The organism is Paraburkholderia sp. BGA-UO-ETr-F12 (assembly GCF_059567945.1).
Window position 1 is genome coordinate 111,604 of the sequence record NZ_JCAQOZ010000062.1, and the last position, 24,029, is coordinate 135,632.

Annotated in this window: 24 protein-coding genes, 1 tRNA gene and 1 pseudogene; 9 read left to right on the forward strand and 17 right to left on the reverse strand. The window is 61.4% G+C overall.

The genetic code is table 11. The annotated features are described in order from the left end of the window. Position 1: 1 nt before the first annotated feature. The 4 genes from cydB to rpoH all read right to left on the reverse strand — a co-directional run bounded on the left by cydB (position 2) and on the right by rpoH (position 4,308). Positions 2-1,138: a cytochrome d ubiquinol oxidase subunit II gene (gene cydB, locus AC57B6_RS30530; RefSeq protein WP_028199064.1), complete on the reverse strand. Its 1,137-nt coding sequence runs from the start codon at positions 1,136-1,138 to the stop codon at positions 2-4. A gap of 34 nt (positions 1,139-1,172) precedes the next feature. Then, positions 1,173-2,762 (reverse strand): cytochrome ubiquinol oxidase subunit I, encoded by a 1,590-nt coding sequence (locus AC57B6_RS30535; RefSeq protein ID WP_496422722.1) that lies wholly within the window; start codon positions 2,760-2,762, stop codon positions 1,173-1,175. Next, positions 2,752-3,012 (reverse strand): cytochrome oxidase putative small subunit CydP, encoded by a 261-nt coding sequence (gene cydP / locus AC57B6_RS30540; protein WP_028199066.1) that lies wholly within the window; start codon positions 3,010-3,012, stop codon positions 2,752-2,754. The genes AC57B6_RS30535 and cydP overlap by 11 nt, the downstream gene beginning before the upstream one ends. Positions 3,013-3,372: 360 nt before the next feature. After that, complete coding sequence (gene rpoH, locus AC57B6_RS30545; RefSeq protein WP_030099933.1) at positions 3,373-4,308, reverse strand: RNA polymerase sigma factor RpoH; 936 nt, start codon at positions 4,306-4,308, stop codon at positions 3,373-3,375. Positions 4,309-4,667: 359 nt separating this feature from the next. Between rpoH and AC57B6_RS30550 the strand changes: the two genes are divergently transcribed. Both AC57B6_RS30550 and AC57B6_RS30555 read left to right on the forward strand, forming a co-directional pair. After that, positions 4,668-5,231, forward strand: coding sequence for an acyloxyacyl hydrolase (locus AC57B6_RS30550; protein ID WP_028199068.1), 564 nt, complete (start codon positions 4,668-4,670; stop codon positions 5,229-5,231). Between the two features lie 43 nt (positions 5,232-5,274). Further along, positions 5,275-5,658: a nuclear transport factor 2 family protein gene (locus AC57B6_RS30555; protein ID WP_028199069.1), complete on the forward strand. Its 384-nt coding sequence runs from the start codon at positions 5,275-5,277 to the stop codon at positions 5,656-5,658. Positions 5,659-5,838: 180 nt separating this feature from the next. Here the strand turns inward: AC57B6_RS30555 and AC57B6_RS30560 are convergent. Further along, positions 5,839-6,822, reverse strand: a pseudogene (locus tag AC57B6_RS30560) (2-isopropylmalate synthase); the annotation flags it as partial. Between the two features lie 535 nt (positions 6,823-7,357). Next, a complete protein-coding gene (ybiB, locus tag AC57B6_RS30565) occupies positions 7,358-8,329 on the reverse strand; it encodes a DNA-binding protein YbiB (protein ID WP_496422723.1) in 972 nt (323 codons plus the stop codon). 264 nt (positions 8,330-8,593) lie between these two features. Between ybiB and AC57B6_RS30570 the strand changes: the two genes are divergently transcribed. Both AC57B6_RS30570 and maiA read left to right on the forward strand, forming a co-directional pair. Then, entirely contained in the window at positions 8,594-9,292 is a 699-nt protein-coding gene (locus AC57B6_RS30570) for a fumarylacetoacetate hydrolase family protein (protein ID WP_030099930.1), read from the forward strand. A gap of 25 nt (positions 9,293-9,317) precedes the next feature. Next, positions 9,318-9,962 (forward strand): maleylacetoacetate isomerase, encoded by a 645-nt coding sequence (gene maiA / locus AC57B6_RS30575; protein ID WP_144193139.1) that lies wholly within the window; start codon positions 9,318-9,320, stop codon positions 9,960-9,962. A 75-nt stretch (positions 9,963-10,037) separates the two neighbouring features. Here the strand turns inward: maiA and ftsY are convergent, their stop codons facing one another. Further along, positions 10,038-11,177, reverse strand: coding sequence for a signal recognition particle-docking protein FtsY (gene ftsY / locus AC57B6_RS30580; protein WP_496422724.1), 1,140 nt, complete (start codon positions 11,175-11,177; stop codon positions 10,038-10,040). 240 nt (positions 11,178-11,417) lie between these two features. Here ftsY and rsmD point away from each other — a divergent pair, with 240 nt between their 5' ends. The 3 genes from rsmD (at position 11,418) to AC57B6_RS30595 (ending at position 12,981) form a co-directional block, all read left to right on the forward strand. Then, a complete protein-coding gene (gene rsmD, locus AC57B6_RS30585) occupies positions 11,418-12,032 on the forward strand; it encodes a 16S rRNA (guanine(966)-N(2))-methyltransferase RsmD (protein ID WP_028199074.1) in 615 nt (204 codons plus the stop codon). A 112-nt stretch (positions 12,033-12,144) separates the two neighbouring features. Next, positions 12,145-12,660, forward strand: a complete 516-nt coding sequence (coaD, locus tag AC57B6_RS30590; protein ID WP_028199075.1) for a pantetheine-phosphate adenylyltransferase — start codon at positions 12,145-12,147, stop codon at positions 12,658-12,660. A 63-nt stretch (positions 12,661-12,723) separates the two neighbouring features. Beyond that, positions 12,724-12,981, forward strand: a complete 258-nt coding sequence (locus tag AC57B6_RS30595) for a YfhL family 4Fe-4S dicluster ferredoxin (protein ID WP_028199076.1) — start codon at positions 12,724-12,726, stop codon at positions 12,979-12,981. Positions 12,982-13,087: 106 nt separating this feature from the next. Here the strand turns inward: AC57B6_RS30595 and hisC are convergent, their stop codons facing one another. From hisC to AC57B6_RS30635, 8 genes are all read right to left on the reverse strand, one after another. Further along, positions 13,088-14,167, reverse strand: coding sequence for a histidinol-phosphate transaminase (gene hisC, locus AC57B6_RS30600; protein ID WP_028199077.1), 1,080 nt, complete (start codon positions 14,165-14,167; stop codon positions 13,088-13,090). Positions 14,168-14,242: 75 nt separating this feature from the next. Next, the gene (gene pth / locus AC57B6_RS30605; protein ID WP_028199078.1) at positions 14,243-14,845 is read right to left on the reverse strand and encodes an aminoacyl-tRNA hydrolase; all 603 of its coding nucleotides are present in this window, start codon (positions 14,843-14,845) and stop codon (positions 14,243-14,245) included. Between the two features lie 148 nt (positions 14,846-14,993). Next, positions 14,994-15,614 (reverse strand): 50S ribosomal protein L25/general stress protein Ctc, encoded by a 621-nt coding sequence (locus tag AC57B6_RS30610; protein ID WP_028199079.1) that lies wholly within the window; start codon positions 15,612-15,614, stop codon positions 14,994-14,996. 164 nt (positions 15,615-15,778) lie between these two features. Next, on the reverse strand, positions 15,779-16,735 hold the full coding sequence (locus AC57B6_RS30615) for a ribose-phosphate pyrophosphokinase (protein WP_028199080.1): 957 nt from the start codon (positions 16,733-16,735) through the stop codon (positions 15,779-15,781). Positions 16,736-16,780: 45 nt separating this feature from the next. After that, positions 16,781-16,857: transfer RNA gene (locus tag AC57B6_RS30620), tRNA-Gln, on the reverse strand. 50 nt (positions 16,858-16,907) lie between these two features. Continuing rightward, positions 16,908-17,789 (reverse strand): 4-(cytidine 5'-diphospho)-2-C-methyl-D-erythritol kinase, encoded by an 882-nt coding sequence (gene ispE, locus AC57B6_RS30625; protein ID WP_216751752.1) that lies wholly within the window; start codon positions 17,787-17,789, stop codon positions 16,908-16,910. 65 nt (positions 17,790-17,854) lie between these two features. Next, complete coding sequence (gene lolB / locus AC57B6_RS30630) at positions 17,855-18,487, reverse strand: lipoprotein insertase outer membrane protein LolB (RefSeq protein WP_106352031.1); 633 nt, start codon at positions 18,485-18,487, stop codon at positions 17,855-17,857. Next, entirely contained in the window at positions 18,487-20,328 is a 1,842-nt protein-coding gene (locus AC57B6_RS30635; protein ID WP_496422725.1) for a tetratricopeptide repeat protein, read from the reverse strand. The genes lolB and AC57B6_RS30635 overlap by 1 nt, the downstream gene beginning before the upstream one ends. 87 nt (positions 20,329-20,415) lie before the next feature. Between AC57B6_RS30635 and mutM the strand changes: the two genes are divergently transcribed. Further along, positions 20,416-21,246, forward strand: coding sequence for a bifunctional DNA-formamidopyrimidine glycosylase/DNA-(apurinic or apyrimidinic site) lyase (gene mutM / locus AC57B6_RS30640; protein ID WP_496422726.1), 831 nt, complete (start codon positions 20,416-20,418; stop codon positions 21,244-21,246). Between the two features lie 6 nt (positions 21,247-21,252). Next, entirely contained in the window at positions 21,253-22,368 is a 1,116-nt protein-coding gene (gene mutY / locus AC57B6_RS30645) for an A/G-specific adenine glycosylase (RefSeq protein WP_496422727.1), read from the forward strand. A 26-nt stretch (positions 22,369-22,394) separates the two neighbouring features. Here the strand turns inward: mutY and AC57B6_RS30650 are convergent, their stop codons facing one another. Further along, a complete protein-coding gene (locus AC57B6_RS30650; RefSeq protein ID WP_028199086.1) occupies positions 22,395-23,027 on the reverse strand; it encodes an LON peptidase substrate-binding domain-containing protein in 633 nt (210 codons plus the stop codon). 39 nt (positions 23,028-23,066) lie between these two features. Beyond that, positions 23,067-23,960 carry an RNase adapter RapZ gene (rapZ, locus tag AC57B6_RS30655; protein ID WP_028199087.1) on the reverse strand — a complete coding sequence of 298 codons (894 nt, stop codon included), beginning with the start codon at positions 23,958-23,960 and terminating at the stop codon, positions 23,067-23,069. Positions 23,961-24,029 lie beyond the last annotated feature (69 nt).

Below are 24,029 nucleotides of genomic sequence, written 5' to 3' on the forward strand. Positions count from 1 at the left end.
ATCAATACATCGAATGATGATTTTCCTTGAGCGCCGCGGCGGTCACCTTGCCTCGCATCACGCGATACACCCAGCTCGTGTAGATCAGCACGATCGGCAGGAAGACGATCACAGCGATCAGCATGATCTGCAGCGTCATGCGGCTTGAGGTCGAATCCCATACCGTGAGACTGCTGCGGCCGTCGAGCGAGGAGGGCATGATGAACGGGAACATCGAGAAACCCGCCGTCAGAATCACCCCGGTGATCATCAGCGAGGTCGACAGGAAGGCGCTCTTTTCAAAGCGCGAGCGCGCCAGCAACAAGGCGAGTACGCCACCGGCAAGGCCAGCCACCGGCGCGGCCACCATCCACGGATAGTGCGCGTAGTTGTTGAGCCATAGGCCAGGCGCGCCGATCACGTTCTTCAGCAGCGGATTGGCGACCGTATCGAGCGGCGCGGCGTCGACGATCTGATAGCCGCCGATCATCGTGGCGATAAGCGCGCCCGCGAGCAGGAACAGCACCACGGCGGCGAGCGATGCGATCCGCAGCGCGAGCGATGCACGCTCGGCGACGATGTCGTCCGCTTTCATCTTCACGAAGGCCGCACCGTGCGCGGCCAGCATCGACACACTGACGAGCCCGCACAGCACGGCGAACGGGTTGAGCAGTGCGAAGAAACCGCCGTGATATGTGACGCGCAGGTCGGTGTCGAACGAGAACGGCACGCCTTGCAGCAGGTTGCCGAACGCCACACCGAACACCAGCGCCGGCACGAACCCGCCGACAAACAACGCCCAATCCCACGCGCTGCGCCAGCGCGGGTCTTCACGTTTGCTGCGGTAGTCGAAGCCGACCGGCCGGAAGAACAGTGAGAACAGCACCAGCAGCATCGCGAAGTAGAAGCCCGAGAAGGACGCGGCGTACACCAGCGGCCATGCGGCGAACATCGCACCGCCCGCGGTGATGAGCCACACCTGATTGCCTTCCCACGTTGCGCCGACCGTGTTCACGACAATGCGCCGCTCCGCATCGGTTTTGGCGACGAACGGCAGCAGAATCGCCGCGCCCATGTCGAAGCCGTCGGTGAGCGCGAAGCCGATCAGCAGCACGCCGATCAACACCCACCAGATCAGTTTGAGGGTTGCGTAATCCATGATGATCTTTCCCTTGGAACAGAGTGGCGGCGAATCAAGCGGCCGTGTTGGTCGGCAGCGGCTGATTCAGCGGCTGTTCGTGGTGATAGCGCCCGGTGTGCAGCGACGAAGGCCCGAGTCGTGCGTACTTGAACATCAACATGATTTCGATGATGAACAGTACCGTGTAGAACACAACGAAGCCGCCAATGCTCAGGTAGAGATCGCCCGGCGTCAGGCTCGAGGCGGACAAGGCGGTCGGCAGAATACCGGCAATGGTCCACGGCTGACGGCCCACTTCGGCGACGATCCAGCCGAACTCAGCCGCAAGCCACGGCAATGGAATGGCCCATACGGCCCAGCGCAGGAACCAGCGGCGCTTCTCCCGCAGCAGCGAGCGCTGCGCGCAGAACCAGAACGCCAGCACGAAGGTCGCGAGGAACAGGATGCCGAGGCCGACCATCAGGCGGAACGAGAAGAACACGGGCGCCACTGGCGGGATGGTCTTTTTGGCGGCCTGCGCGATCTGATCCGGCGTGGCGTCGGTGACGTTCGGCGTGAACTGCTTGAGCATCAGGCCGTAGCCGAGATCGTTTTTGTGCGCGTCGAAAGCGGCCTTGGCTTCGTCCGTGGCGTCGCCGAGCTTGAGCTTCTGCAACGCAGCGTAAGCGAGCATACCGTTCTTGATGCGCACTTCGTTCTGCGCCATCAGGTCTTTCAGGCCGAGTACCGGTTCGTCGATCGAGCGCGTGGCGATCAGGCCGAGCGCATACGGAATGCGGATCGCATAGTCGGTGCGTTCTTCCTTCTGGTTCGGAATGCCGAAGATCGTGAACGGCGCGGGCGCGGGGGCTGTTTCCCATTCGGATTCGATGGCGGCCAGCTTGACCTGCTGAACTTCGCCGGTGCGATAACCGGATTCGTCGCCAAGCACGATCACGCATAACGTCGAGGCCAGACCGAAGCCGGCGGCGATAGCGAACGAGCGCAACGCAAACTCGGTGTCGCGGCGTTTCAACAGATACCACGACGACACACCGAGCACGAACATCGAAGCAGTCACATAGCCGGCCGATACGGTGTGTACGAACTTAACCTGGGCGACCGGATTGAACAGCACCGAGAAGATGCTGTCGAGTTCCATTCGCATGGTCTGGTAGTTGAAGGTGGCGCCGACCGGATTGTTCATCCAGCCGTTGGCCACCAGAATCCACAGCGCCGACAGGTTCGAGCCAAGTGCCACGAGGAACGTGACGATCACATGCTGAACTCTCGAGAGCCGCTTCCACCCGAAGAAGAACAGGCCGACGAAGGTCGACTCGAGGAAGAACGCCATCAAGCCTTCAACGGCCAGCGGCACGCCGAAGATGTCGCCGACATAGTGCGAGTAGTACGACCAGTTGGTGCCGAACTGGAATTCCAGCGTAAGACCGGTGGTGACGCCCATTGCAAAGTTGATGCCGAACAGCTTGCCCCAGAACTGGGTCATGTCCTTGTAGATCTGCTTGCCGGTCATCACATAGACCGACTCCATGATGACGAGCAACCAGGACAGACCGAGCGTGAGCGGCACGAACAGAAAGTGATAAAGCGCCGTGATGGCGAACTGGAGGCGCGACAGTTCTACGACTTCGCTAACGGGCATGTTGATCACCTTGGGAGGGAGACGGGCCAGGCACGGACAGCAGCGCCTGTGCGACTTGAGCGGGCGGCAGCGACATATGCTCCGCCTGCGGATGATTGAAGAACGCGTACTTGAGCACCATCAGTAATGCGAATTTGATGGCGAGGACGATGGCGATATCCCGCGCCAGCGTCGGACCGCGCGCCCAGGCGCCGAACCGTTTGCGCAGGCTCGGGCGAGGGTTGCTATTGCGATTGAGGGCTATGGTCATGATCGGTCGAAGGCAACTTCGCGCCGGTGAATCCGGCTGGATCCAGGCCGCCTGGGCGGTCTGGCAAGTGCATCTTAATTTTAGGATCGATGACCCTGTACGCATAAGTCGACGCTGCGGCATTGGGTCGCGAATGTCAGCGCGTGCGAACAGTATTGCTATGAGGTTTGTGATACGTCAAGAAACAGATGTTTGATAGACATGTTCTTGAGTGAGGCGAGGGGCGTCGCGATTGAGTGCGAGCCTGATTGAGCGGGCACAAAAAAGCCCTGCCTTCTTGCGAGGGCAGGGCTTTGCGGCTAGCCGATACGCACCGGACTAGCCAGTACGACCAAATGTTTAAGTCCTGGCTTTTAAGCCTTACGCATATTCGGCTAATGCGCCACGCATTTTCTTCATTGCGCTCGCCTCGATCTGGCGAATACGTTCAGCCGATACGCCGAATTCGTCGGCCAGTTCATGCAGCGTGGAGCCACCCGAACCGTCGTCTTCCACCTTCAGCCAGCGTGCTTCGATGATGCGGCGGCTGCGGGCGTCCAACGCATCTAGCGCGCTCGCGATACCGTCGCTTTGCAGCTTGTCGCGCTGACGCGAAGCCAGTACGGCAGTCGGCTCGCTATGCGAGTCGGCGAGGTAAGCGATCGGCGCGTACGACTCTTCGCCGTCTTCGACCTGACCTTCCAGCGCGATATCGCCGCCGGACAAGCGCGTTTCCATCTCGGCCACTTCTTCGCGCTTCACGTTAAGCTCCTGGGCGAGACCTTCGATCTCGTCCGGCGTGAATGCGCCAAGGCCCTGCTTGTGGCTGCGCAGGTTGAAGAACAGCTTGCGCTGCGCTTTGGTGGTGGCGACCTTCACCATCCGCCAGTTGCGCAGAATGTATTCGTGGATCTCAGCCTTGATCCAGTGCATGGCGTACGACACGAGCCGTACGTTCTGCTCCGGATCGAAGCGCTTCACGGCCTTCATCAGGCCGATATTGCCTTCCTGGATCAGGTCGGCGTGCGGCAGTCCATAACCGAGGTAATTGCGCGCGATCGAGACGACCAGCCGCAGGTGCGACAGGACGAGGCGGCGTGCGGACTCAAGGTTGTCCTGCTCGCGAAATTCGGTGGCGAACTGGCGTTCTTCCGCCGGCGTCAGCATCGGAATCCGATTTACGGCCTGGATGTAGGCGTCGATATTGCCCAGTTGACCGGGCAGCAGCGAGGAATGCGAGAGCGCCAGCGCACCTGCCGAAGCGGCCTTAGCCGACGACGGGCTCAAAGTACTCGGAAGGGTCATTGCATGGCTCACGTAGGAAACTCCTTTGGAATCAGACAAAAGCGTATTCAGTTAACGACTCCAGCGTTGGATGTTAGCACTCTGATTTGCCGAGTGCTAATACTTAGAAGCCGTAGGGGCATCCAAGTTCCGCAAATTCCTATTGAAATTTAGACTTTGATAGCCAATTGGAGGCGGCGCACTAGATTTCAAGAGAGCGTAGGATTTTCCTAACAAAGCGCTTGCGCTCTCATAAATGACCGATTTTTTCTAAAACGGAAGCGACTAATTGCGAAAATTTGCGTTTCTTCATACTAAGCACCAGATGTACATTGTCTCTAAAATAAGGGTTGTGGTCCCTGATCAACGTTCGGCTAGCTTTCGGGTGTCCGATGAAGAACAAAAAGAATGCGTTGCGTGGTCTGACTGTAAAAGGCGTTTCGGCGGCTATTCTGCTTGCTGCTTCAGGATTGGCTGCGGCTGACCAGTTTGGCGTGCAGATTGCCGGCGGCGTTGGCGATCACCACATTAAAAAACTCGATCTCGGCTTTGTTTGGGATCCGAATCTGACCTGGTGGCAGATCGGCGACTGGCACTTTGCGCTGATCGGCGAAGCGCACGTGGCCTGGTGGCACACCAACGAAGGGAATGTGCACGAAAACATCGGGGAGATCGGTGTGACGCCGATCATTCGCTTCATCAAGGCTTCTGGACCGATTCGCCCTTATGTCGAAGCGGGCGCCGGTGTTCGCCTCCTGACGAGTCCCAGAATTTCTTCTGACCTCACGCTCGCCACAGCGTTCCAGTTCGCCCCCATGGCGGGCGTCGGCCTGCAATTCGGCAGCCACCAGCAGTACGAGGCCGGCTATCGCTTCCAGCATATTTCCAACGGCGGTATCAAAGAGCCCAATCCTGGTATAAATTTCCACCAGCTATATTTGCAATATAACTTCTGACGACCGAGGCCACGTTCGGCTTACCGGTGCAAGGGGCTGAGCAATGGCGGCAAAGATAATCGAAGCGATTCGCGGGCTGGAGCGAGAACGCTTTCGTGCGATGGTCGACGGTGACGGGCAGTTGCTCGACACGCTGCTCGCGGACAACGTGAGCTACGTCCACACGAACGGCAAGCGCGAAACGAAGCGACAGTTCATCGACGGTATCACGGCCGGGCGCCGCCGCTATCGGCAGATCGAGGTGCAGTCGCAAGAGGTGCTGCCGGTGGGGCGCGAGACCTGCGTCGTCACCGGTCGCGCGTTGATCGAAATGGAGGCGAATAACGGGGCGCTGCTGTTTCCGATCGCGTACACGGCGATTCACACCCAGGAAGACGGGCAATGGCGTCTGATCGCGTGGCAGGCGACGCGTTGCGCGATCGAGTGAGAGTGAGCCTTTTGAGCTCACCGTATTTCGCCGCATCGCACCGGTTACGCCTTGTGAGCGCCCGGTGGGCACAAGCCAGCGGGTTGCGCCGCGTGTGCTGACTTGTGGCGCCCCGTTTCAGGCCGCTCAGGCGGCTGCGCGTTGCAGATCCTCATCGCTCCACACCGGCCTATGCGCCGCATCCCCCGCGTACGGGTGTCGCGGATGCACCGGAATCTGGTTGCAGCGCTCAACCACGCGCCGCACCGCGCCAAGATCGGAGAAGTCGAGGCGTGAATCGACGCCCTGCGCGTGAAGGTTCATCGCAACCGTAACGAGGTCCACGTTGCCGGTGCGCTCGCCATTGCCGAACAGACATCCTTCAACGCGATCCGCGCCCGCCAGCAGCGCCAATTCCGTAGCGGCCACGGCGGTGCCGCGGTCGTTATGCGGATGCACCGACAATACGATGCTGTCGCGGTAGCTGAGATTGCGGTCCATCCATTCGATCTGGTCGGCGAACACGTTGGGCGTCGCGGCCTCGACGCTCGCAGGCAGGTTGATGATCATCTTGTGATCGCGCGTGGGCCGCCATGTCTGCGCGACCGCGTCGCATACTTCGCGGGCGTAGGGGAGCTCGGTCGTGTTGAAGGTTTCGGGCGAATACTGGAAGGTCCAGTGCGTACCGGGCCGCGCCTGGGCGTGCTCCTTGACGATGCGCGTGCCTTCCACCGCGAGCGCCTTGATCTGCTGCTTCGACTGGTTGAAGACGATCTTGCGAAACGACGGGCAGATCGCGTTGTACAGATGCACGATGGCGCGCGGTGCGCCTTCGAGCGCTTCGAACGTGCGCGCGATCAGTTCAGCGCGCGAGGGCACGAACACTTCGATCGTCACGTCGTCGGGAATGCGCTTTTCTTCGATCAGTTTGCGGACGAAATCAAAGTCGGTTTGCGAGGCCGACGGGAAACCGGCTTCGATCTCCTTGAAGCCGATCGCCACTAGCATTTCGAAGAATTCGAGCTTTTGCGCGGCATTCATCGGTTCGATCAAGGCCTGATTGCCGTCGCGCAGATCGGTGCTCATCCAGATCGGGGCCTGGTTGATCGTGCGGCTCGGCCATTTACGGCCGGTGAGGCGCACAGCGGGGAAGGGGCGGTATTTCTCAGCGGGATTGCGCAACATGTTGAGCCTCGTTCGTTGTGTCGTATGCGAAAGGGTGTGGCCTCGAGCGGCTGGCGCGCTGCCACGAATGCACGGCGCGCCAGCCGGTGGCTAGCGGCAATAACGAACGGGCGCGAACGAATCCCGTCGTGTTGACGGCGAAAACGAACGTGGATGCTGCCCATGTGACGTGCATTGGATCCTCGCGCTTCGTCCGAACGGTAAACGGACGAATGCAAACGACTACAGGTTGTGAAGAACTACGGTTGGGGGTGAAACGGGAACTGCGGAACTGCTGTGAGGACCGCGCTTTGGGCAACGTAAGCTGCCAACGCGCGGCGCTACGCCTGGCTTACGCTAGACGTAGCGATAGGGGCCGCGCTAGGCGGCCGGAGGTAATTCGGAGGGTGTTCGGAAGGGAACGCATAGGTCTAATGTATGACGGCTTGCAGCGGCCTGTCAACCCGCGCTCGTCATCTACTGCGTGCGAGTACGGCGTGTGCGCGCGGCGGCGCAAGCGCTGCGTCGCACTTGCGCCGGGCACGTTGCGCGGGCGCTAGGCGGGCATTTGCGCGACATCCACGATCAACTCCACCTGCCGTTCGATCGCGCTCGGCACGGGCGCTTCGCCGCGCAGCACGGCATTGATCCACGCGGCCGTCGTCGCGGCGTCGCGGGCTTCGGGCAAGTCGACTTCCGGCGCGTCGGGCGACGAGCGCTCATGCGGCACGCGCGTTTCGCAGATGCCGTCATGCAGCCAATCCACTTGCACCTGGCGCCGTGTGTCGGCCACCGCTTCGCCTTCGGTGCCGCGCGCGAGCAGGGCGCCGCCTGCTGCGGCGTCCGGGTGCGTATTGAACAACTGCGTGAGACTGTCACGGTAGGGCGGGTGCGTGTAATTCACGAGCCGCAGCCCCGCGGGCGCGAACGGTTGCAGGATTTTCACCAGCGTGTGGGTGGAATTGCGCACGCCCATTCGCCGACGCAACGAAAGAAGGCGCGCGAGCTTAGGTGCCAGGACGTCGATCGGCGCGAACGCGAGGCGCCGTTCGGCGAGACCGTCTTCGATATCGGCGTGCGATTGCGCGTGCGGGATCTGCAGATGCGTGAAGATTTCGGCGCTTGTCACGCGGCCCGGATCTTCGGTGACGCCATGCACCAGCACCGGCACCCCCTCGCGCGCCAGCAGCAGCGCCAGCAGCGGCACCAGGTTGGGCTGCTTGCGCGCGCCGTTGTAGGTCGGGATCGACACGGGCCGGAACGCCGCACGCGGCAAATGAACCGGCTCGAACGATGCATGCGCGCCGGCCAGCATGGCGGCGAGTTCGTCGGCGGTTTCGCCCTTCACGCGATACGCGAGCAGCACGGCGCCGAGCTCGAGTTCGGCCACGCGGCCGTCGAGCATCGCGGTGTAGAGCGCGCGCGTGTCCTCGGCGGTCAGCGCGCGGGCGCCGTTCGGGCCGCGGCCGATTTCCTTGATATAGCGGGCGCAGGGGAACGGAGTGACGGTGTCGGCGGAGTCGGTCATCGGGTGCAATGGGACGAGGGCGTATCACCTTAGGGCGGTCGGCCACGGTACTTAAAGGACACTATTTGGTGTGAGTATCGCATCTATGGCGATCAGACGGTCCGACGAGCCGGCGACCCGCGATCCGGCAACCCCGCGAGACGATGCGCCGGGACCGTCGGTCCGCGCATGCCCGTGCCGATTGGCTGCAGCGCGCTTTGCCGCGCGTTACACTCGATGCTTTATCGCCGCGCGCGCGGCACAATCCAGAAAACGGAGAACGGGATGAGTTACGTGTTTGCACCCGCACCGGTGGTCGCGGTGCCGGTCGTGGGGTCCAGCGAGCAGTTCGCGGTGCGTCGCATCTACTGTGTGGGTCGCAACTACGAGGCGCACGCGCGCGAGATGGGGCACGATCCCGACCGCGAACCGCCGTTCTTCTTTGCCAAGCCGGCCGACGCCGTGCTGTATGTCGCGCCGGGCGCGACTGGCGAATTCCCCTATCCGTCGCTATCGAAAAATGTCCACTTCGAGATGGAGCTGGTGGCGGCTATCGGCAAAGGCGGCAAGGACATTCCGGCCGAAAGCGCACTCGACCACGTGTACGGCTATGCGCTCGGTCTCGACATGACGCGCCGCGATCTGCAGGCCGAAGCGAAGAAACTGGGCCGTCCGTGGGATACCGCGAAGGGCTTCGACCACTCGGCGCCGCTCGGTCCGATTCATCCGGTAACGACGGTCGGCCATGTCGACAAGGGCGCGATCTGGTTATCGGTGAACGGCGAGGAAAAACAGAATTCGGACGTATCGCAACTGATCTGGTCGGTTGCCGAGACGATCGCCTATCTGTCGACGCTGTTTGAACTGCAACCGGGCGACCTGATTTTCACCGGCACACCGGAGGGCGTCGGCGCCGTAGTGCCGGGCGACCTCATGAAGGGCGGTGTGGACGGGCTCGGCGAGCTCAGCGTACGCGTCGTCTGAAGCGCGGCTGGAGGAGACCCATAACATGAAGCTTTACAGCTACTTCCGCAGTTCGGCGTCTTATCGCGTGCGTATCGCCCTGAACCTGAAGAACCTGCCGTACGACTACGTGCCGGTGCACCTCGTGCGCGACGGTGGCGAGCAGTTGAAGCCCGAGTACCGCAAGGTGAATGTGGATGGCATCGTGCCCACGTTCGTCGACGGAAACAACGTCATGCCGCAGTCGCTCGCGATTATCGAGTATCTGGAGGAAACGCATCCGGAGCCGCCGCTCCTGCCCGGCCCGCCGGCCGACCGCGCTTATGTGCGCGCGGTGGCGTTGCAGGTGGCGTGCGAGATTCATCCGCTGAATAATCTGCGCGTGCTGAAGTACCTGAAACACACGCTGCATGTCGACGATGATGCGAAAGACGCGTGGTACAAGCACTGGGTCGAAGCGGGTTTTGCGACGCTCGAGGCGCATCTGGCAGGCGATCCGCGCACCGGCAAGCTGTGCTTTGGCGACACCCCGACGTTGGCCGATGCGTGTCTGATTCCGCAGGTGTTCAACGCACAGCGCTTCAAGGTCGATACGGCGAAGTTTCCGACCATTCAGCGTATCTACGATCACGCAACGCAACTTGACGCGTTCGCTCGTGCAGCACCGGGTGTTCAACCCGACGCGGAATAATCCGGTGGTCTGAATGAAAAAAGGGCGCTCGAAAGAGCGCCCTTTTTGCTGGTTTCGCGACGAATGCCGCGAGGCTCAACCGCCCAGCAACGCATCCGAAAACTCTTCCGCGCTGAAAGGCTGCAAGTCCTCCACCTTTTCGCCGACGCCGATGAAGTACACCGGAATCGGACGCTGGCGTGCGATTGCCGCGAGAATGCCGCCCTTCGCCGTACCGTCGAGTTTGGTGACGATCAGGCCGGTGAGGCCGAGCGCGTCGTCAAAGGCCTTCACTTGTGCGAGCGCATTCTGGCCGGTGTTCGCATCGATCACCAGCAGCACCTCATGCGGCGCGCCTTCTTGCGCCTTGCCGATCACGCGTTTCACCTTGCGCAGTTCTTCCATCAGATGCAACTGGGTTGGCAGACGGCCGGCCGTGTCCGCCATCATGACGTCGATCTTGCGCGCCCGCGCGGCGCCCACCGCGTCGAAAATCACGGCGGCCGGATCGCCGCTTTCCTGCGACACCACCGTCACGTTGTTGCGCTGGCCCCAGATCGCGAGCTGCTCGCGTGCCGCGGCGCGGAAGGTGTCGCCTGCAGCCAGCAGCACTGACTGATCGAAACTTTGCAAATGCTTGGCGAGCTTGCCGATGCTGGTGGTTTTGCCCGCCCCGTTCACGCCCGCGATCATCACGACCAATGGTTGGGCGCGGCCGAGCATCAGCGATTTTTCCAGCGGCTTCAGCAGGTCGATCAACAGCGTGCGCAGCGCCGCTTTCACCTGCTGCGGATCGGTGAGACGCTCGGTGCGCACTTTCTCGCGCAACGATTCGAGCAGGAACTCGGTGGCCTCGACGCCGGCATCTGACATCAGCAGCGCGGTTTCGAGCTCTTCGTACAAATCCTCGTCGATCTTCGTGCCGACGAAAATGCCGGTCAGGCTCGAACTCGTTTTCGACAGACCGGTCTTCAGGCGAGTGAGCCAGGAACGCTTGGCGCTCGCGTCCTGCTGAGGCGGCGGGACGATTTCGACGGTTTCGAGCGCGGCCGCTTCAGGTTCATTGGTGGACGGCGCGGCAGCCGGTTGAGTATCGACGCTAGCGGGCATAGCCGGCCGAGGCGCGGGAGGCGTGGCGGGCGCAATCGGCACAGCCGGCGCCGCCGCGGTCTGCGATTCTTCTGGCGCGTTATCGGACTCTTTCGAACCCTTGAATCGTTTGAAAAAGCTGAACATGATCTGGCGTGGTGAGAGCGCGCGCCGATGCGCGCAGCCGGGACAAGCCCGTGGGAGCGGCAGACAGCGTTGCGATGCGGGATGCAAGGCGCTGGAAGCCGCACATTTTATCAGGCGCGCCGCCAGCCGTCGTATTGGCCGAACGGCCAGGCTGGACGCCGCGCGCCCCTGTGGTAACGTTGGCCCTCCAGCCCCCACGCATCGGCGCGCGGGGCCTTCTTATTACGTATTCGAAACTGCATGCCCCGTTCTGCTCCTTCACGCGCCCACGGCGCTTCGTCCAAAGGCGGCAAGCCGCACGCCATCCGTATCATTGGCGGCGACTGGAAGCGCACACCGCTGCCCGTGCTCGACCTCGACGGTCTGCGCCCCACCCCCGACCGTGTGCGCGAAACGCTGTTCAACTGGCTTGGCCAACGGCTGGACGGCCAGCGCTGCCTCGATCTGTTCGCCGGCAGCGGCGCGCTCGGCTTCGAGGCCGCCTCGCGCGGTGCGGCACAAGTGCTGATGGTGGAGCGCAACGCACGGGCCGCAAACCAGTTGCGCGCGAATCAGGAGCGCCTGGCGGCACGTACGATCGAAATCGCGGAAGCCGACGGTTTGCGCCTTGCCGCGAGTCTCGCGCCGGGCTCGTTCGACGTGGTTTTCCTCGATCCGCCGTTCGGTGACGACCTGCTCGACAAGGCGCTCGCACTGGCGGTGCCGCTGCTCAGCCCGGAAGGCTTTCTGTACGTGGAGGCGGGCGCTGCGCTTGAGCTAGAGGGGAACGAGACACTCGCCGGTTGGGAAATCGTGCGGCAAGGCAAAGCGGGCGCTGTCCACTTTCATTTGCTGCAGCGCGAAAATAAGGAATAATGCGCGTTCCAAAACAAGCGGCGGACAGGTTACTGTCACGCGTGCGGTCGGTGCCAAATGCGTCGCGTGGACGCTTTGACGTGCCCATTTGTCTGAAGAGAGGAGAAGTCTCATGGTAGTCGCCGTGTACCCGGGCACGTTTGACCCGCTGACGCGCGGTCACGAAGACCTCGTTCGACGCGCGTCGAGCATTTTCGACACGCTGGTGGTGGGCGTTGCCGACAGCCGCAACAAGAAGCCGTTTTTCACGCTGAAAGAGCGTCTCGACATCGCTCATGAAGTGCTCGGGCACTACCCGAATGTTCAGGTGATGAGCTTCAAAGGCCTATTGAAAGACTTTGTCCGCAGCAACAACGCGCGGGTGATCGTGCGTGGCCTGCGTGCCGTTTCGGACTTTGAATATGAGTTCCAGATGGCCGGTATGAACCGCTATCTGCTGCCGGACGTCGAAACCATGTTCATGACGCCGTCGGATCAATACCAGTTCATCTCCGGCACCATCGTGCGTGAAATCGCGCAACTGGGCGGCGACGTGAGCAAGTTTGTGTTCCCATCGGTCGAGAAATGGCTAAAGGAGAAGGTTGCTGCGTTGGATCCGAATGATGGTGTTTCGGCGGGACAACCGTAACCGGCGTAAACTAGCGGTTTGACGGATCAAAGCTGGCTGCGGCCAGCGCGAAGTGAGAGAAGTATGGCCTTGATGATTACCGACGAGTGCATCAATTGCGACGTGTGCGAGCCCGAGTGCCCGAACGACGCAATTTCGATGGGCGCGGAAATCTACGTGATCGACCCGAAGAAATGCACCGAGTGTGTCGGTCATTTCGACGAGCCTCAGTGCATTCAGGTGTGTCCGGTCGAGTGCATTCCGCGCGATCCTGAGCATCTGGAGACGGCGGAAGGTCTGATGGCGAAGTATCACGCGCTACAGGCTGCGAAGAGCGCCTGAGCGAGCGTTGGATGAGAGAAAAAAACGGCGAGGCGCCTGCCTCGCCGTTTTCTTTTGCGGCAACGTTTTGGGCTGCACGCCGGATTAGCCGATCGCTGACCGATCTCTATCCGACGTATCCGCTGAAGATGTCGCGCAGCGCATCCAGCAGAATGCCGCATTCCGCGTCGGTACCGACCGAGATACGCAGATGCTGGTCGATTCGCGCCGCCTTGAAGTGACGCACGAAGATTTCCTTTTCCCTTAGCCGTGCCACGAGCGTTGCGGCGTCGTAGCCGTCGTGGCGCGCGAACAGCAGATTCGCCGCCGACGGCACCACCTCGAAGCCCAGCGCTGTCAAGCCTGCCGCCAGCCGCTCGCGGCTCGCAATCACCTTGGTGCAGTTGTCGCGGAACCACGCATCGTCTTCGTATGCGGCGATGGCCGCGACTTGCGCCAGCCGGTCGAGCGGATACGAATTGAAGCTGTCCTTCACGCGGTTCAGTGCGTCGATCAGTTCCGGATTGCCGAACGCGAAGCCGACACGCATGCCGGCCAGCGAGCGGGACTTCGATACCGTCTGAATTACCAGCATGTTGGGATAACGGTCGATCAGAGCGACGGCTGATTCGGCACCGAAATCGACGTAGGCCTCGTCGATTACCACCACCGATTCGGTGTTTCTTGCCAACAGTCGCTCGATATCGGCGAGCGGCAGTGGTCGTCCGGTCGGCGCGTTCGGGTTCGGGAACAGTACGCCGCCGTTAGGCGCGGTGTAATCGTCGACATGGATGGCGAAATTGTCGTCGAGTGCGATAGTCCGATAGTCGATTTCGAAGAGCCGCGCGTAGGTCGGATAGAAGCTGTAAGTGATATCGGGAAACAGCAGCGGCTTGTCGTGCTTCAGCAAGGCCTGAAAAGTGAGCGCGAGCACTTCGTCCGAGCCGTTGCCCGCGAACACCTGCTCCGCGTGAATGCCGTGATAGGCGGCTACCGTTTCGCGTAACTTGTGCGCGCTCGGGTCGGGATAGCGCCGCAGCGACTCGCCCGCGGCGCCCAATTCCTGCCGGATCGCTTCCAGCACGCGCGGCGATGGCGGATAAGGATTTTCGTTGGTATTCAGCTTCACCGGATGCGCAACCGCGGGTTGCTCGCCCGGCACATACGGCGTCAGACGGTGGACGATGTCACTCCAGTAGCGGCTCAAGCGATTCTCCTGTCGATGGCGGTACGGCAAGTCGGGCAAGTCTGGCGATGTGGATGCGGTGGGTGAACCGGCTGTTCAGGGATTGCGATGCAATTGCATCATCGCCCGCTCGAGTTCGCCTTTGATGATTTGCGGCATCACGGCCAATGCCCGTTCGACCGACGCATCGATTACGTCCTGTTCTTCCCGCCGCGGCGGTTTCAGCACGTAATTGGCGACGTCCGGCTTGGCGCCGGCTCGCGCGCTTTCGGGAATCAGGTCGCGCGGATGGCCGATGCCGATCCGCAGCCGCCAGTACTGTTGCGAGGACAAATGCGCGGTGATGTCTTTCAGCCCGTTATGGCCGCCGCTGCCACCGCCGAGCTTCAGCTTGACGCTGCCTGGCGGCATGTCGAGTTCGTCGTGCGCGACCAGAATTTCGTCCGGAAGAATTTTGAAGAACTGTGCAAGCGCCACAACGGACTGCCCCGAGCGATTCATATACGTCTGCGGTTCCAGCAGATGCACTTCTTCGCCGTGAAGCCGGGCTTTCGCGTAGAAACCGTGGAAGCGCCGCTCGTCGCGCAGCGTCGTGCCTGCTTCGCGCGCCAGTTGATCGACCAGCCAGAAGCCGGCGTTGTGGCGCGTCGCGGTGTATTCAGCGCCCGGATTGCCGAGCCCGACGATCAGCTTGATCATGATTGCGTAGGTCCATCTGGCTCGGGCGTCGAATGCGGCCGAGCCGAAAAAAACCGAAAAAAAACCCGCCGGGGCGAACCTCGGCGGGTCACATCGACCGTTTCATTGAAACGGCTCGAGAGGATTGCTCGCTCAGTGCCAAAAGGCCTTAGGCAGCCGGCGTTTCGCCTTCGCTTGCAGCAGCGGCGTCGCCTTCAGCGATTGCGCCAGCCGGGATCGTTGCCGAAGCGACGACCGGGTTTTCTGCGTCAACGTGAGCAACCAGCGCCACGCCTGCCGGCAGGACGATGTCCTTGGCATGCAGCGATTGGCCCGCTTCGATCTTCGCCAGGTCCACTTCGAGGAATTCCGGCAGTGCCGACGGCAGGCACTCGATTTCGATTTCGTTGAGGACGTGCGAGATCACCGCGCTCGACAGCTTCACTGCCGGGTTGGTTTCCTGGTTCATGAAGTGCAGCGGCACCTTGGTGTGCAGCTTCTTCTTCGCGTCGACACGTTGGAAGTCCACGTGCAGCACGAGCTGACGGAACGGGTGGTATTGCACGTCACGCAGCAGAACCTGTTGCGACTTGCCTGCCACTTCCAATTCGAGGATCGACGAGTGGAAAACTTCTTTCTTCAGCGCGTGCCAAAGTGCGTTGTGGTCCAGTTCGACCAATTGCGTTTCAGCACCAGCGCCATATACGATGCCCGGGGTCTTACCCGAGATACGCAGGCGGCGGCTCGCACCCGTACCTTGCAAAGAACGCTCGAAAGCGACTACTTTCATGTTGAATCTCCAATGCACTGCCCGCGACCAGGCAGTAAAAACGGGGCCTCCAAGCCGTTATGGCTGAGGCCCCAGAACGATGGCACGAACCTTCGTTCGTTCATGCCAATTGTGCAAAAGCGCAGCGTGCGGTACTGCCATGCGCGCTGCGCCTTCGCAAATACTTAACTTTCAGCGAACAGCGACATCACCGAATCGCCGCGGCGAATCCGCGAGAACGTTTCGGCGAGCAAGCCGGCGCTGCTCAACGAACGGATCTTGGCGCACGAGCGGGCTTCTTCGCCGAGCGGGATCGTATCGGTGACAACGAGTTCGTCGAGTGCGGAAGCTGCAATACGCTCGCCTGCACCGCCCGACAGAACCGGGTGGGTGGCGTAAGCGAACACCTGCTTCGCACCGCGTTCCTTCAAAACTTGAGCTGCCTTGCAGAGCGTACCGGCGGTGTCGACCATGTCGTCCATGATCACGCAGGTGCGGCCTTCGACTTCACCGATGATGTTCATCACTTCGGCAACGTTCGCCTTCGGGCGGCGTTTGTCGATGATCGCGAGATCGCAATTCAGTTGCTTGGCCAATGCACGGGCACGCACCACGCCGCCGACGTCCGGCGAAACGACCAGCAGGTTCTCGTAGTTCTGCTTGCGCAGATCGCCGAGCAGCACGGGCGTAGCGTAGATATTGTCGACCGGGATGTCGAAGAAGCCTTGAATCTGGTCGGCGTGCAGATCCATCGTAATGATCCGCTCGACACCGGCGATTTCCAGCATGTTCGCCACGATCTTCGCCGAGATGGCGACGCGCGCCGAACGCGGGCGTCGATCTTGACGGGCATAACCGAAGTAGGGGATGGCTGCAGTGATCCGGCCGGCGGATGCGCGCTTGAGCGCATCGACCATGATCATCAGTTCCATCAGATTGTCATTCGCCGGCGCGCACGTGGATTGCAGGACGAAGACATCCTTGCCACGCACATTTTCCTGAATCTCGACCTGGATTTCACCGTCCGAGAAACGGCTAACCATTGCTTTGCCGAGGGGAATACCGAGGATTTTGACGACTTCCTGTGCAAGCGCGGGATTTGCGTTGCCAGTAAAAACCATCAGGCCGTCATGGCTGCTCATCGTGCACCTACTTCAGGCTGGGGGCGAGGGAAATGCGAGAATTTTTGGCAGGGGAGGAAGGAGTCGAACCTTCGAATGCCGGAATCAAAATCCGGTGCCTTAACCAACTTGGCGACTCCCCTACACTAACTTTGAGCTTCGCCGAACGAGGGAACGTTCGACGACGCAAAACTTATGACGCGAAAGCAAAGAGTGGATGCTGATCGAGACCTGCAGTCACTGCGCTGTTCCATTCGCTGGGCACTTTGGCTTGCGCCGCTTCTGCTTCAGCTTGACTACGGAACGCTGCAAATACACTTGCACCTGACCCAGACATCCGCGCTGGTGCGATGTTTTCAAACCATCGCAGCACTTGCGCTACTTCCGCGTATTTTCCCACGACAACCTGCTGCATGTCATTGCGACCAAAACTTTCTGGCCAGTCAGTGTTGCAGCTAAGTTCTGCAGGAAAGTCCGTAATTATGAGGGGTTTCGAATCTCTTGTCAACGCTTTTTCGGAAAAAATCGCTGCAGTCGGAACATGAACCCTCGGCGTTACGACCAGGAAATGACGCGGCGGCAATTGTACAACGTCTAAAGCCTCTCCGACACCCTGTGCGAACGCATTTTTCCCAAAAACAAAGAATGGCACGTCCGCGCCGAGTTTCAATGCTAGCGCCTGCAACTCCAGTCGCGGCAAATCGAGTTTCCAGAGACGGTTCAGCGCGAGCAGCGTGGTCGCCGCATCGGAGCTGCCACCGCCAAGGCCCGCGCCCATCGGCAGGCGTTTCTCGATTTCGATATCGACACCCTCGGGCGAGCCGGTATGCGCTTTCAGGAGCGTCGCCGCGCGCACAGTAAGGTCGTGCTCGGGCGGAACATCGGCGATTTCGGTGCTGCGCGTGATAAGGCCGTCGTCGCGCCGCTTGAAGTGCAGCGTGTCGCCCCAGTCGAGTAACTGGAAGACGGTTTGCAGTGTGTGATAGCCATCCGGGCGGCGGCCGGTGATGTGCAGGAAGAGGTTGAGTTTCGCTGGCGCGAGGCAATCGCGCAGCGAATCGGTCGTTTCAATCATGGGTTATGGCTACACGCGCCATCGCGACGCGGAAGAAGCGGTAAAGGTTGCGCGAACAGGCGCGATTACTGATCCAGCACGAGCTTGATGTCGAGCGGCGGTTCCGAGCGGCTCAGGTTCAGACGCTTCACGCCGGTGGCCGGTGCATCCGCATACGCCAGGTAGTCGATCGTCCAGCCGTCCTGCATGATCTGCTTCAGGCGCGAGGGCTGGTCCGGATCCTTCTCGGTCCTGGCGCGCGAAGTGGGGGCTGGCGAAGGCTGCAGCCAGTAGCGCAGTCCCTCGACCGGCAGCGCGAAGCCGAGTGCGTTCTGCATGAGTGTCGAGACGTTGTCGGCGGTGAGCGGTTGACGGTTCGGCAACTCGAGCGTGGCGGACGCAGGCGACGAGGTCACGATCGCCAATGTCTGGCCGAGCGGGTTGCGCAATTGCAAGGTGACCGTATCACCCGTTTCCTGCCAGGTGAAATTGCCGTAAGCATTGCGCTGCTGGCCGTTCTGATCGTTGTACTGGATCGCGAAACGGCCCTGATACGCGCGGCTCGTCTGCGCGGTGACGGCCGTCGCCGCATTCGACGTGGACGGCCCCTGCGGCTTCACCGATGCACAACCGGCTAACGCAACAACCGCTGCCGCTACGAATCCGAGCGCCGCGCCACGCGGCGCCCGGGGGAAGGAGATCAAGCGGGAAAGACGCATCAAAGATCGTTTACCTGAAGGCGTTGCAGCGTTTTGACTAGCGTGTCGTTGTCCGGTTCGAGCTTGCGCGCGTCACGGAAGGCGGCGCGAGCCTGATCCTGCGCGCCGGTTTTCCACAGCACTTCGCCGAGGTGCGCGCCGATTTCGGCGTTCGGCTGGAGGTCGTACGCTTTGCGCAGCAGCCTGATTGCATCTGTCGTATCGCCCATCCGGTACTTGACCCAACCGACGCTGTCCATGATGAAGGCGTCGTTCGGCGCCAGTGACGAGGCTTTCTCGATCAGCTTGTCGGCTTCCGGCAGGCGCTGATTACGATCGGCCAGCGAATAGCCCAGCGCGTTATACGCCTGCGGATTATCCGGCTGCGTCTGGATCAGCTTGCGCAGTTGCGCTTCCATGACATCGTAATGACCGGTCTTTTCGGCGGCCATCGCGTAGTCGTAGGTCAGATCGGGATCGTCGGGGAAGGCCGCCGTTGCTTGTTGCAGGCGTGTTTCCGCCTCCGGGTAGCGCTTCGCGTCGAACAGAATCGCCGCGTCGGTGCGGGCAATCAGCGCCTGGTCGCGCGGGTCGGGCGATTGCAGGCTGGCCAGCAGCTTGCGTGCGTCGTCAGTCTTGCCCTGCTTGGCGAGCAGTTGCGCCCGTGTGATCTGCGCCGGCATGAATTGCTGGCTCGACGGTGAAACCTTGTTCAACCAGTCGGTCGCCGCCGCTTCGTTCTTCTGTTCGAGCGACAGTTGCGCAAGATAGATATACGCCTGGCCCGGATCGGCCCCCGGCGTTTTCTCGGCTTGCTGCGCGTACTGGGTCAGGTAGGTTTGCGCGTCGGTGAAATTCTTCTGCTGGATCTTGATCAGCGCGAGCGCCATCAGCGGCGTGAGGTCGGCCGCGTTGTTCTTGTGCATGATCTCGAACTGCTTTTGCGCGTCGTCCAGACGGTCGCTCGCGAGATACATCTGGGCGAGCGCGAGACGGGCGTCATGCGATTTCGGATTCTGCTGCACATACTTTTCGAGCGATGCGATGCCTTCTTTGCGCTCCTCCGGCCCCATCTGCGACAGCATCAGTGCGGCCGGCAAATAGTCGGGCTTGAGCGTGAGCGCCTGTTCGAGCGACTTGCGCGCACCCGGCGCGTCGTCGGAAACGAGTTGCTGGCGTGCGATAGCCAGTTGCGCTTCCGGCCGGTTCAGGTCGTTTTTCAGCAGATCTTGCAGCACATGCAAACCGCCGATCCGGTTAGGACCGCGCGAGAGCAGCAACTGCAGCGCCAGAATTGCGCTGCCGCGATTGTCGGCCGGCACTTTCGCGAGTTCTCGCGCGAGGATCGGCGAGGCGTCGTCAGGCTTGCCTGACAAGACGAGCAGGGACGCGTCGAGTTGCGCGGCGCGTTCCGAATTCGGCGCATACTGCTGCCACAATTGCGCGGCGGCCAAAGCGTCCGACGGACTTTGCGCGGCCAGCGCGATTTCCGTGGCGCGTTGCGCCATGCGCGGGTCGTGCGTATCGCGGGCGAGCGCGAGGTAGGTTTGATAGGCGGGCGCCGGCTGGTCGCGTTGCAAGGCGACTTCGGCGGCGAGCACCTGGAATACGATCTGGCTGGACAGCGGCACATTCGGCAGCGACTTCTGGTCGTCCGCCGTTGCCGGGCCGAGCGGGTCCGGCAGCGTGACGGAAGTGTCATCCGAGTCGGGCGATGGATCCTGCGCGTGCGCGGGCACGGCAGCCAGTGCCCAGACGGCGAGCGCGGCGGCACCGAGCATACGGCGAGCGGACACGGCGTGCGGCACGCGGGATGCGCTAGCCGGGCGCTTCGAAAACAGCTTCACGAAGGACAAGTTCATGGAAATCCGTTCAATGTTTCGGACGATTGTAACGCGCTCGCTACAATAAGCGCACAACCACTCACGCAAGTTGCACACCAGTTAGACATGCCAGAGTTGCCAGAAGTTGAGGTTACCCGAAGGGGAATTGAACCGTATGTGTCCGGGCGCAAGGTTGAACGCGTCGATGTGCGCACGCCCGCGCTGCGTTGGCCGATTCCGGCGGACCTTGCGAAAACCTTGCGCGGCAGCGTGGTGCGCAAGGTCGAGCGGCGCGGCAAGTATCTGCTGTTCGAAATCGACGCCGGCTGGTTCATGGTGCATCTCGGCATGACCGGCACGCTGCGTGTGTTGCGTCATGTGCCGCATCCGCCGGCCGCGGCGAAACACGACCACATCGACTGGATTTTCGACGAATTCATTTTGCGCTATCGCGATCCACGCCGCTTCGGCGCGGTGCTGTGGCACCCGCGCGAAGCCGGCGACGTGCTCGAGCACCCATTGCTCGCGGGGCTCGGGGTCGAGCCGTTTTCGCCGGGTTTTTCCGGCGCGCTGATGCACCGGCTGACGCGCGGACGCAAGGTATCGGTGAAGCAGGCGTTGCTGGCGGGCGAGATCGTGGTCGGGGTGGGCAATATCTACGCATCCGAAAGCCTTTTTCGCGCCGGTATCCGGCCCGCCACCGCGGCGGGTCGCGTCTCGCTCGTGCGCTACGATTTGCTGGCGGACGCGGTGCGCGTCACGCTCGCCGCCGCGATCGAGAAGGGCGGCAGCACGCTGCGCGATTTCGTCGGCAGCGATGGCGAAAGCGGTTACTTCCAGCTCGACTATTTCGTCTATGATCGCGCGGGGCTGCCATGCCGTGTGTGTGGAACGCCGATCAAACAGATCGTGCAGGGGCAGCGCTCCACGTATTTTTGTCCCACCTGCCAGCGCTAATTTTCAATGCCATCTCGCTTACGCCCGTCTGCTCCGTCCGCTGCTCAAGCTTTCCCGCTTATGTCTGATTTTTCCGCGCGGCTGATTGCGTGGCAGCGCCAGCATGGCCGTCATGATCTGCCGTGGCAGAACACGCGTGATCCATATCGCATCTGGCTGTCGGAAATCATGCTGCAGCAGACGCAGGTGTCGACGGTGATTCCGTACTACGCAAGGTTTCTTGCGCGTTGTCCGGATGTCGCCTCGCTTGCCGCCGCGCCGGCGGACGATGTGATGGCCTTGTGGGCCGGCCTCGGTTACTACTCGCGCGCGCGCAATCTGCACCGCTGCGCGCAGGTGGTCGTCGAACAGCATGGCGGCGCGTTTCCCGCTTCTACCGATGAACTCGCGGAATTGCCTGGCATCGGCCGCTCCACGGCAGCTGCGATTGCCTCGTTCGCGTTCGGCGCGCGGGCCACGATTCTCGACGGCAACGTGAAGCGCGTGCTGGCGCGCGTATTTGGCGTCGAAGGTTTTCCAGGCGAAAAGAAAGTCGAGAATGCGATGTGGGCGCTGGCGGAATCGCTGTTGCCGTCCAACGCATCGGAAGACGATGTCAGTGCGTACACGCAAGGTCTGATGGACCTCGGCGCAACCTTGTGCGTGCGCGGCAAGCCGGATTGTCTGCGCTGTCCGTTCGCCGTCGACTGCGTGGCCAACGTGACCGGACGTCAGCGTTTGCTGCCCACGGCACGGCCAAAGAAGGCCGTGCCGACGCGCCGCACGTGGATGCTGGTGTTACGCGACGGCAATGCGGTGATGCTGGAAAAGCGTCCGCCGTCGGGCATCTGGGGAGGCTTGTGGAGTCTGCCCGAAGCCGCCGACGAAGCCGCGCTCGCCGAACGTGCGCGTGCTTTCGGCGGCGACGGAGCAGCTTCGCCGCTCGCACCGCTCACGCATGTTTTCACGCATTTCAAGCTGGATATCGAGCCGCGGCTGGTTGAACTGGATCGCAGCGCGAGTGCATTCTCCGCGCTAGGCGACGCGGATACCGCATGGGTCCCGCTGAGCGATCTTGACTCGTTCGGCGTGCCCGCGCCGGTGCGCAAACTGCTGGACGGCTTGCAGGGCTCGTTGATCTAGGCAATCACCGTAAAACGCACGTCACATCAAAGCAGTTGATGCTGCTGCATATAGTGATGAACCACGTCGATTCGCGCGCCTGCGTCCTGCAATTCCATTAGTTTTTGTCGTGCGCGAAGGGCAATCGGCAGAACTTCCGCGAGCCGGTTCGATACCCATGACGGATCTTCGAGCCTGAACGGCTCAGCGAACGGCAGGCTATCGGGATCCCGCTCTCTAATCGTAGCGATAATCCGTTCGAGCACTTCCGCGCACGCGCCGAATTTGGCCAGTTGCTCATTACCCTCGAGCGGAATGTCTTCTCCAAGCGGCTCGGCCATGCCTACGAGCAAGCCACTCGCCTCTACGCGATGCGATAGCAGGCGAAATCGTCGCGTGCCTCGTGCCCGAATCAACAGCATGCCGAACGCTTCGACATCGCACTCTTCGATTTCGGCGAGACAGCCAATTGCTTCGGGGACCGAAGGCTCTTCGGCACGTGCCACTTCGGCGCCGCTCTTCAGCAGACATACGCCGAACGGCGTCTTGTCACGCAGACAGTCGCGCGCCATATCGAGATAGCGCGCTTCGAAGATTTTCAGTGGCAGCAGTCCATCGGGAAACAGCACCGTATGCAGCGGAAACAGCGGCACATCGGCAAGCACAGTAGAAGAAGACATGGCGCAACGCTTCGAGTTGAGGCCGCGCGACGCGGCCGGTTAAGCCACTAACTTCGATGATTCGCCGATGGGAACCGGCGCATCGCGGTGCCGCACAATGACATTCGCCGACGTTGCGAGACGCGCGGCAAGCGTCTCAGCAATAAACACCGAGCGGTGCTGGCCGCCCGTGCAACCGATCGCGACTGTCAGGTAACTACGATTGTCGTCGCGGAAATGCGGAAGCCATTTGACGAGGAATTTCTCGATGTCGTCGATCATTTCGTGCACGACCGGCAGCGCGTCGAGAAAATCCATCACCGGTTTGTCGAGGCCCGTGAGCGGTCGCAACTCATGATCGTAGTACGGATTCGGCAGCGTGCGTACGTCGAAAACAAAATCGGCGTCGAGCGGCACGCCACGTTTGAAACCGAAGGACTCGAACATCAGCACGAGCCCCGCATCTTCCTGTTCGATGAAGCGTTTCACCCATGCGCGCAGCACATTTGCGCGCAGATTGCTGGTGTCGATCTGATGGCCAAATTCGGCGAGGCCCGCCACGAGTTCGCGCTCGCGTTCAATTGCTTCGGCGAGCGACGTCAACAGGCCGACGTCCGCATCATGCGCGGTGGAACCGGACAGCGGATGGCGGCGGCGCGTTTCGGAGAAGCGTTGAATCAGCGACTGTGTGCTTGCGTTCAGGAAGAGCACCCGTACGTCGTGGGCGCGCGACAGATCGCGGATCATCGCGGGCATTTCGTCGAGCGAAGCGCTTGAACGCGCGTCGATGGCGACCGCGAGGCGCTCCTGGCCGTCGTCGGCGAGATAGTTGGCCAGTTGCGGCAAAAAACGCGGCGGCAGATTGTCGACGCAGTAATAGCCTGCGTCTTCTAGCGCGTTCAGGGCAACTGACTTGCCGGAGCCGGAAATACCGGTGATCAGGATTATGCGCATGGGGTCGTGAAATCCGTACAGTTCATCATAGCATCTGGTCCCCGCGCGCGTGCCGCTGTAGCCGCCATT

Coding starts and splice junctions, on each gene's coding strand:
- cydB (WP_028199064.1), bottom strand. CDS start 1,138: ATGGATTACGCAACCCTCAAACTGATCTGGTGGGTGTTGATCGGCGTG.
- AC57B6_RS30535 (WP_496422722.1), bottom strand. CDS start 2,762: ATGCCCGTTAGCGAAGTCGTAGAACTGTCGCGCCTCCAGTTCGCCATC.
- cydP (WP_028199066.1), bottom strand. CDS start 3,012: ATGACCATAGCCCTCAATCGCAATAGCAACCCTCGCCCGAGCCTGCGC.
- AC57B6_RS30550 (WP_028199068.1), top strand. CDS start 4,668: ATGAAGAACAAAAAGAATGCGTTGCGTGGTCTGACTGTAAAAGGCGTT.
- AC57B6_RS30555 (WP_028199069.1), top strand. CDS start 5,275: ATGGCGGCAAAGATAATCGAAGCGATTCGCGGGCTGGAGCGAGAACGC.
- ybiB (WP_496422723.1), bottom strand. CDS start 8,329: ATGACCGACTCCGCCGACACCGTCACTCCGTTCCCCTGCGCCCGCTAT.
- AC57B6_RS30570 (WP_030099930.1), top strand. CDS start 8,594: ATGAGTTACGTGTTTGCACCCGCACCGGTGGTCGCGGTGCCGGTCGTG.
- maiA (WP_144193139.1), top strand. CDS start 9,318: ATGAAGCTTTACAGCTACTTCCGCAGTTCGGCGTCTTATCGCGTGCGT.
- ftsY (WP_496422724.1), bottom strand. CDS start 11,177: ATGTTCAGCTTTTTCAAACGATTCAAGGGTTCGAAAGAGTCCGATAAC.
- rsmD (WP_028199074.1), top strand. CDS start 11,418: ATGCCCCGTTCTGCTCCTTCACGCGCCCACGGCGCTTCGTCCAAAGGC.
- coaD (WP_028199075.1), top strand. CDS start 12,145: ATGGTAGTCGCCGTGTACCCGGGCACGTTTGACCCGCTGACGCGCGGT.
- AC57B6_RS30595 (WP_028199076.1), top strand. CDS start 12,724: ATGGCCTTGATGATTACCGACGAGTGCATCAATTGCGACGTGTGCGAG.
- pth (WP_028199078.1), bottom strand. CDS start 14,845: ATGATCAAGCTGATCGTCGGGCTCGGCAATCCGGGCGCTGAATACACC.
- AC57B6_RS30610 (WP_028199079.1), bottom strand. CDS start 15,614: ATGAAAGTAGTCGCTTTCGAGCGTTCTTTGCAAGGTACGGGTGCGAGC.
- AC57B6_RS30615 (WP_028199080.1), bottom strand. CDS start 16,735: ATGAGCAGCCATGACGGCCTGATGGTTTTTACTGGCAACGCAAATCCC.
- ispE (WP_216751752.1), bottom strand. CDS start 17,789: ATGATTGAAACGACCGATTCGCTGCGCGATTGCCTCGCGCCAGCGAAA.
- lolB (WP_106352031.1), bottom strand. CDS start 18,487: ATGCGTCTTTCCCGCTTGATCTCCTTCCCCCGGGCGCCGCGTGGCGCG.
- AC57B6_RS30635 (WP_496422725.1), bottom strand. CDS start 20,328: ATGAACTTGTCCTTCGTGAAGCTGTTTTCGAAGCGCCCGGCTAGCGCA.
- mutM (WP_496422726.1), top strand. CDS start 20,416: ATGCCAGAGTTGCCAGAAGTTGAGGTTACCCGAAGGGGAATTGAACCG.
- mutY (WP_496422727.1), top strand. CDS start 21,253: ATGCCATCTCGCTTACGCCCGTCTGCTCCGTCCGCTGCTCAAGCTTTC.
- AC57B6_RS30650 (WP_028199086.1), bottom strand. CDS start 23,027: ATGTCTTCTTCTACTGTGCTTGCCGATGTGCCGCTGTTTCCGCTGCAT.
- rapZ (WP_028199087.1), bottom strand. CDS start 23,960: ATGCGCATAATCCTGATCACCGGTATTTCCGGCTCCGGCAAGTCAGTT.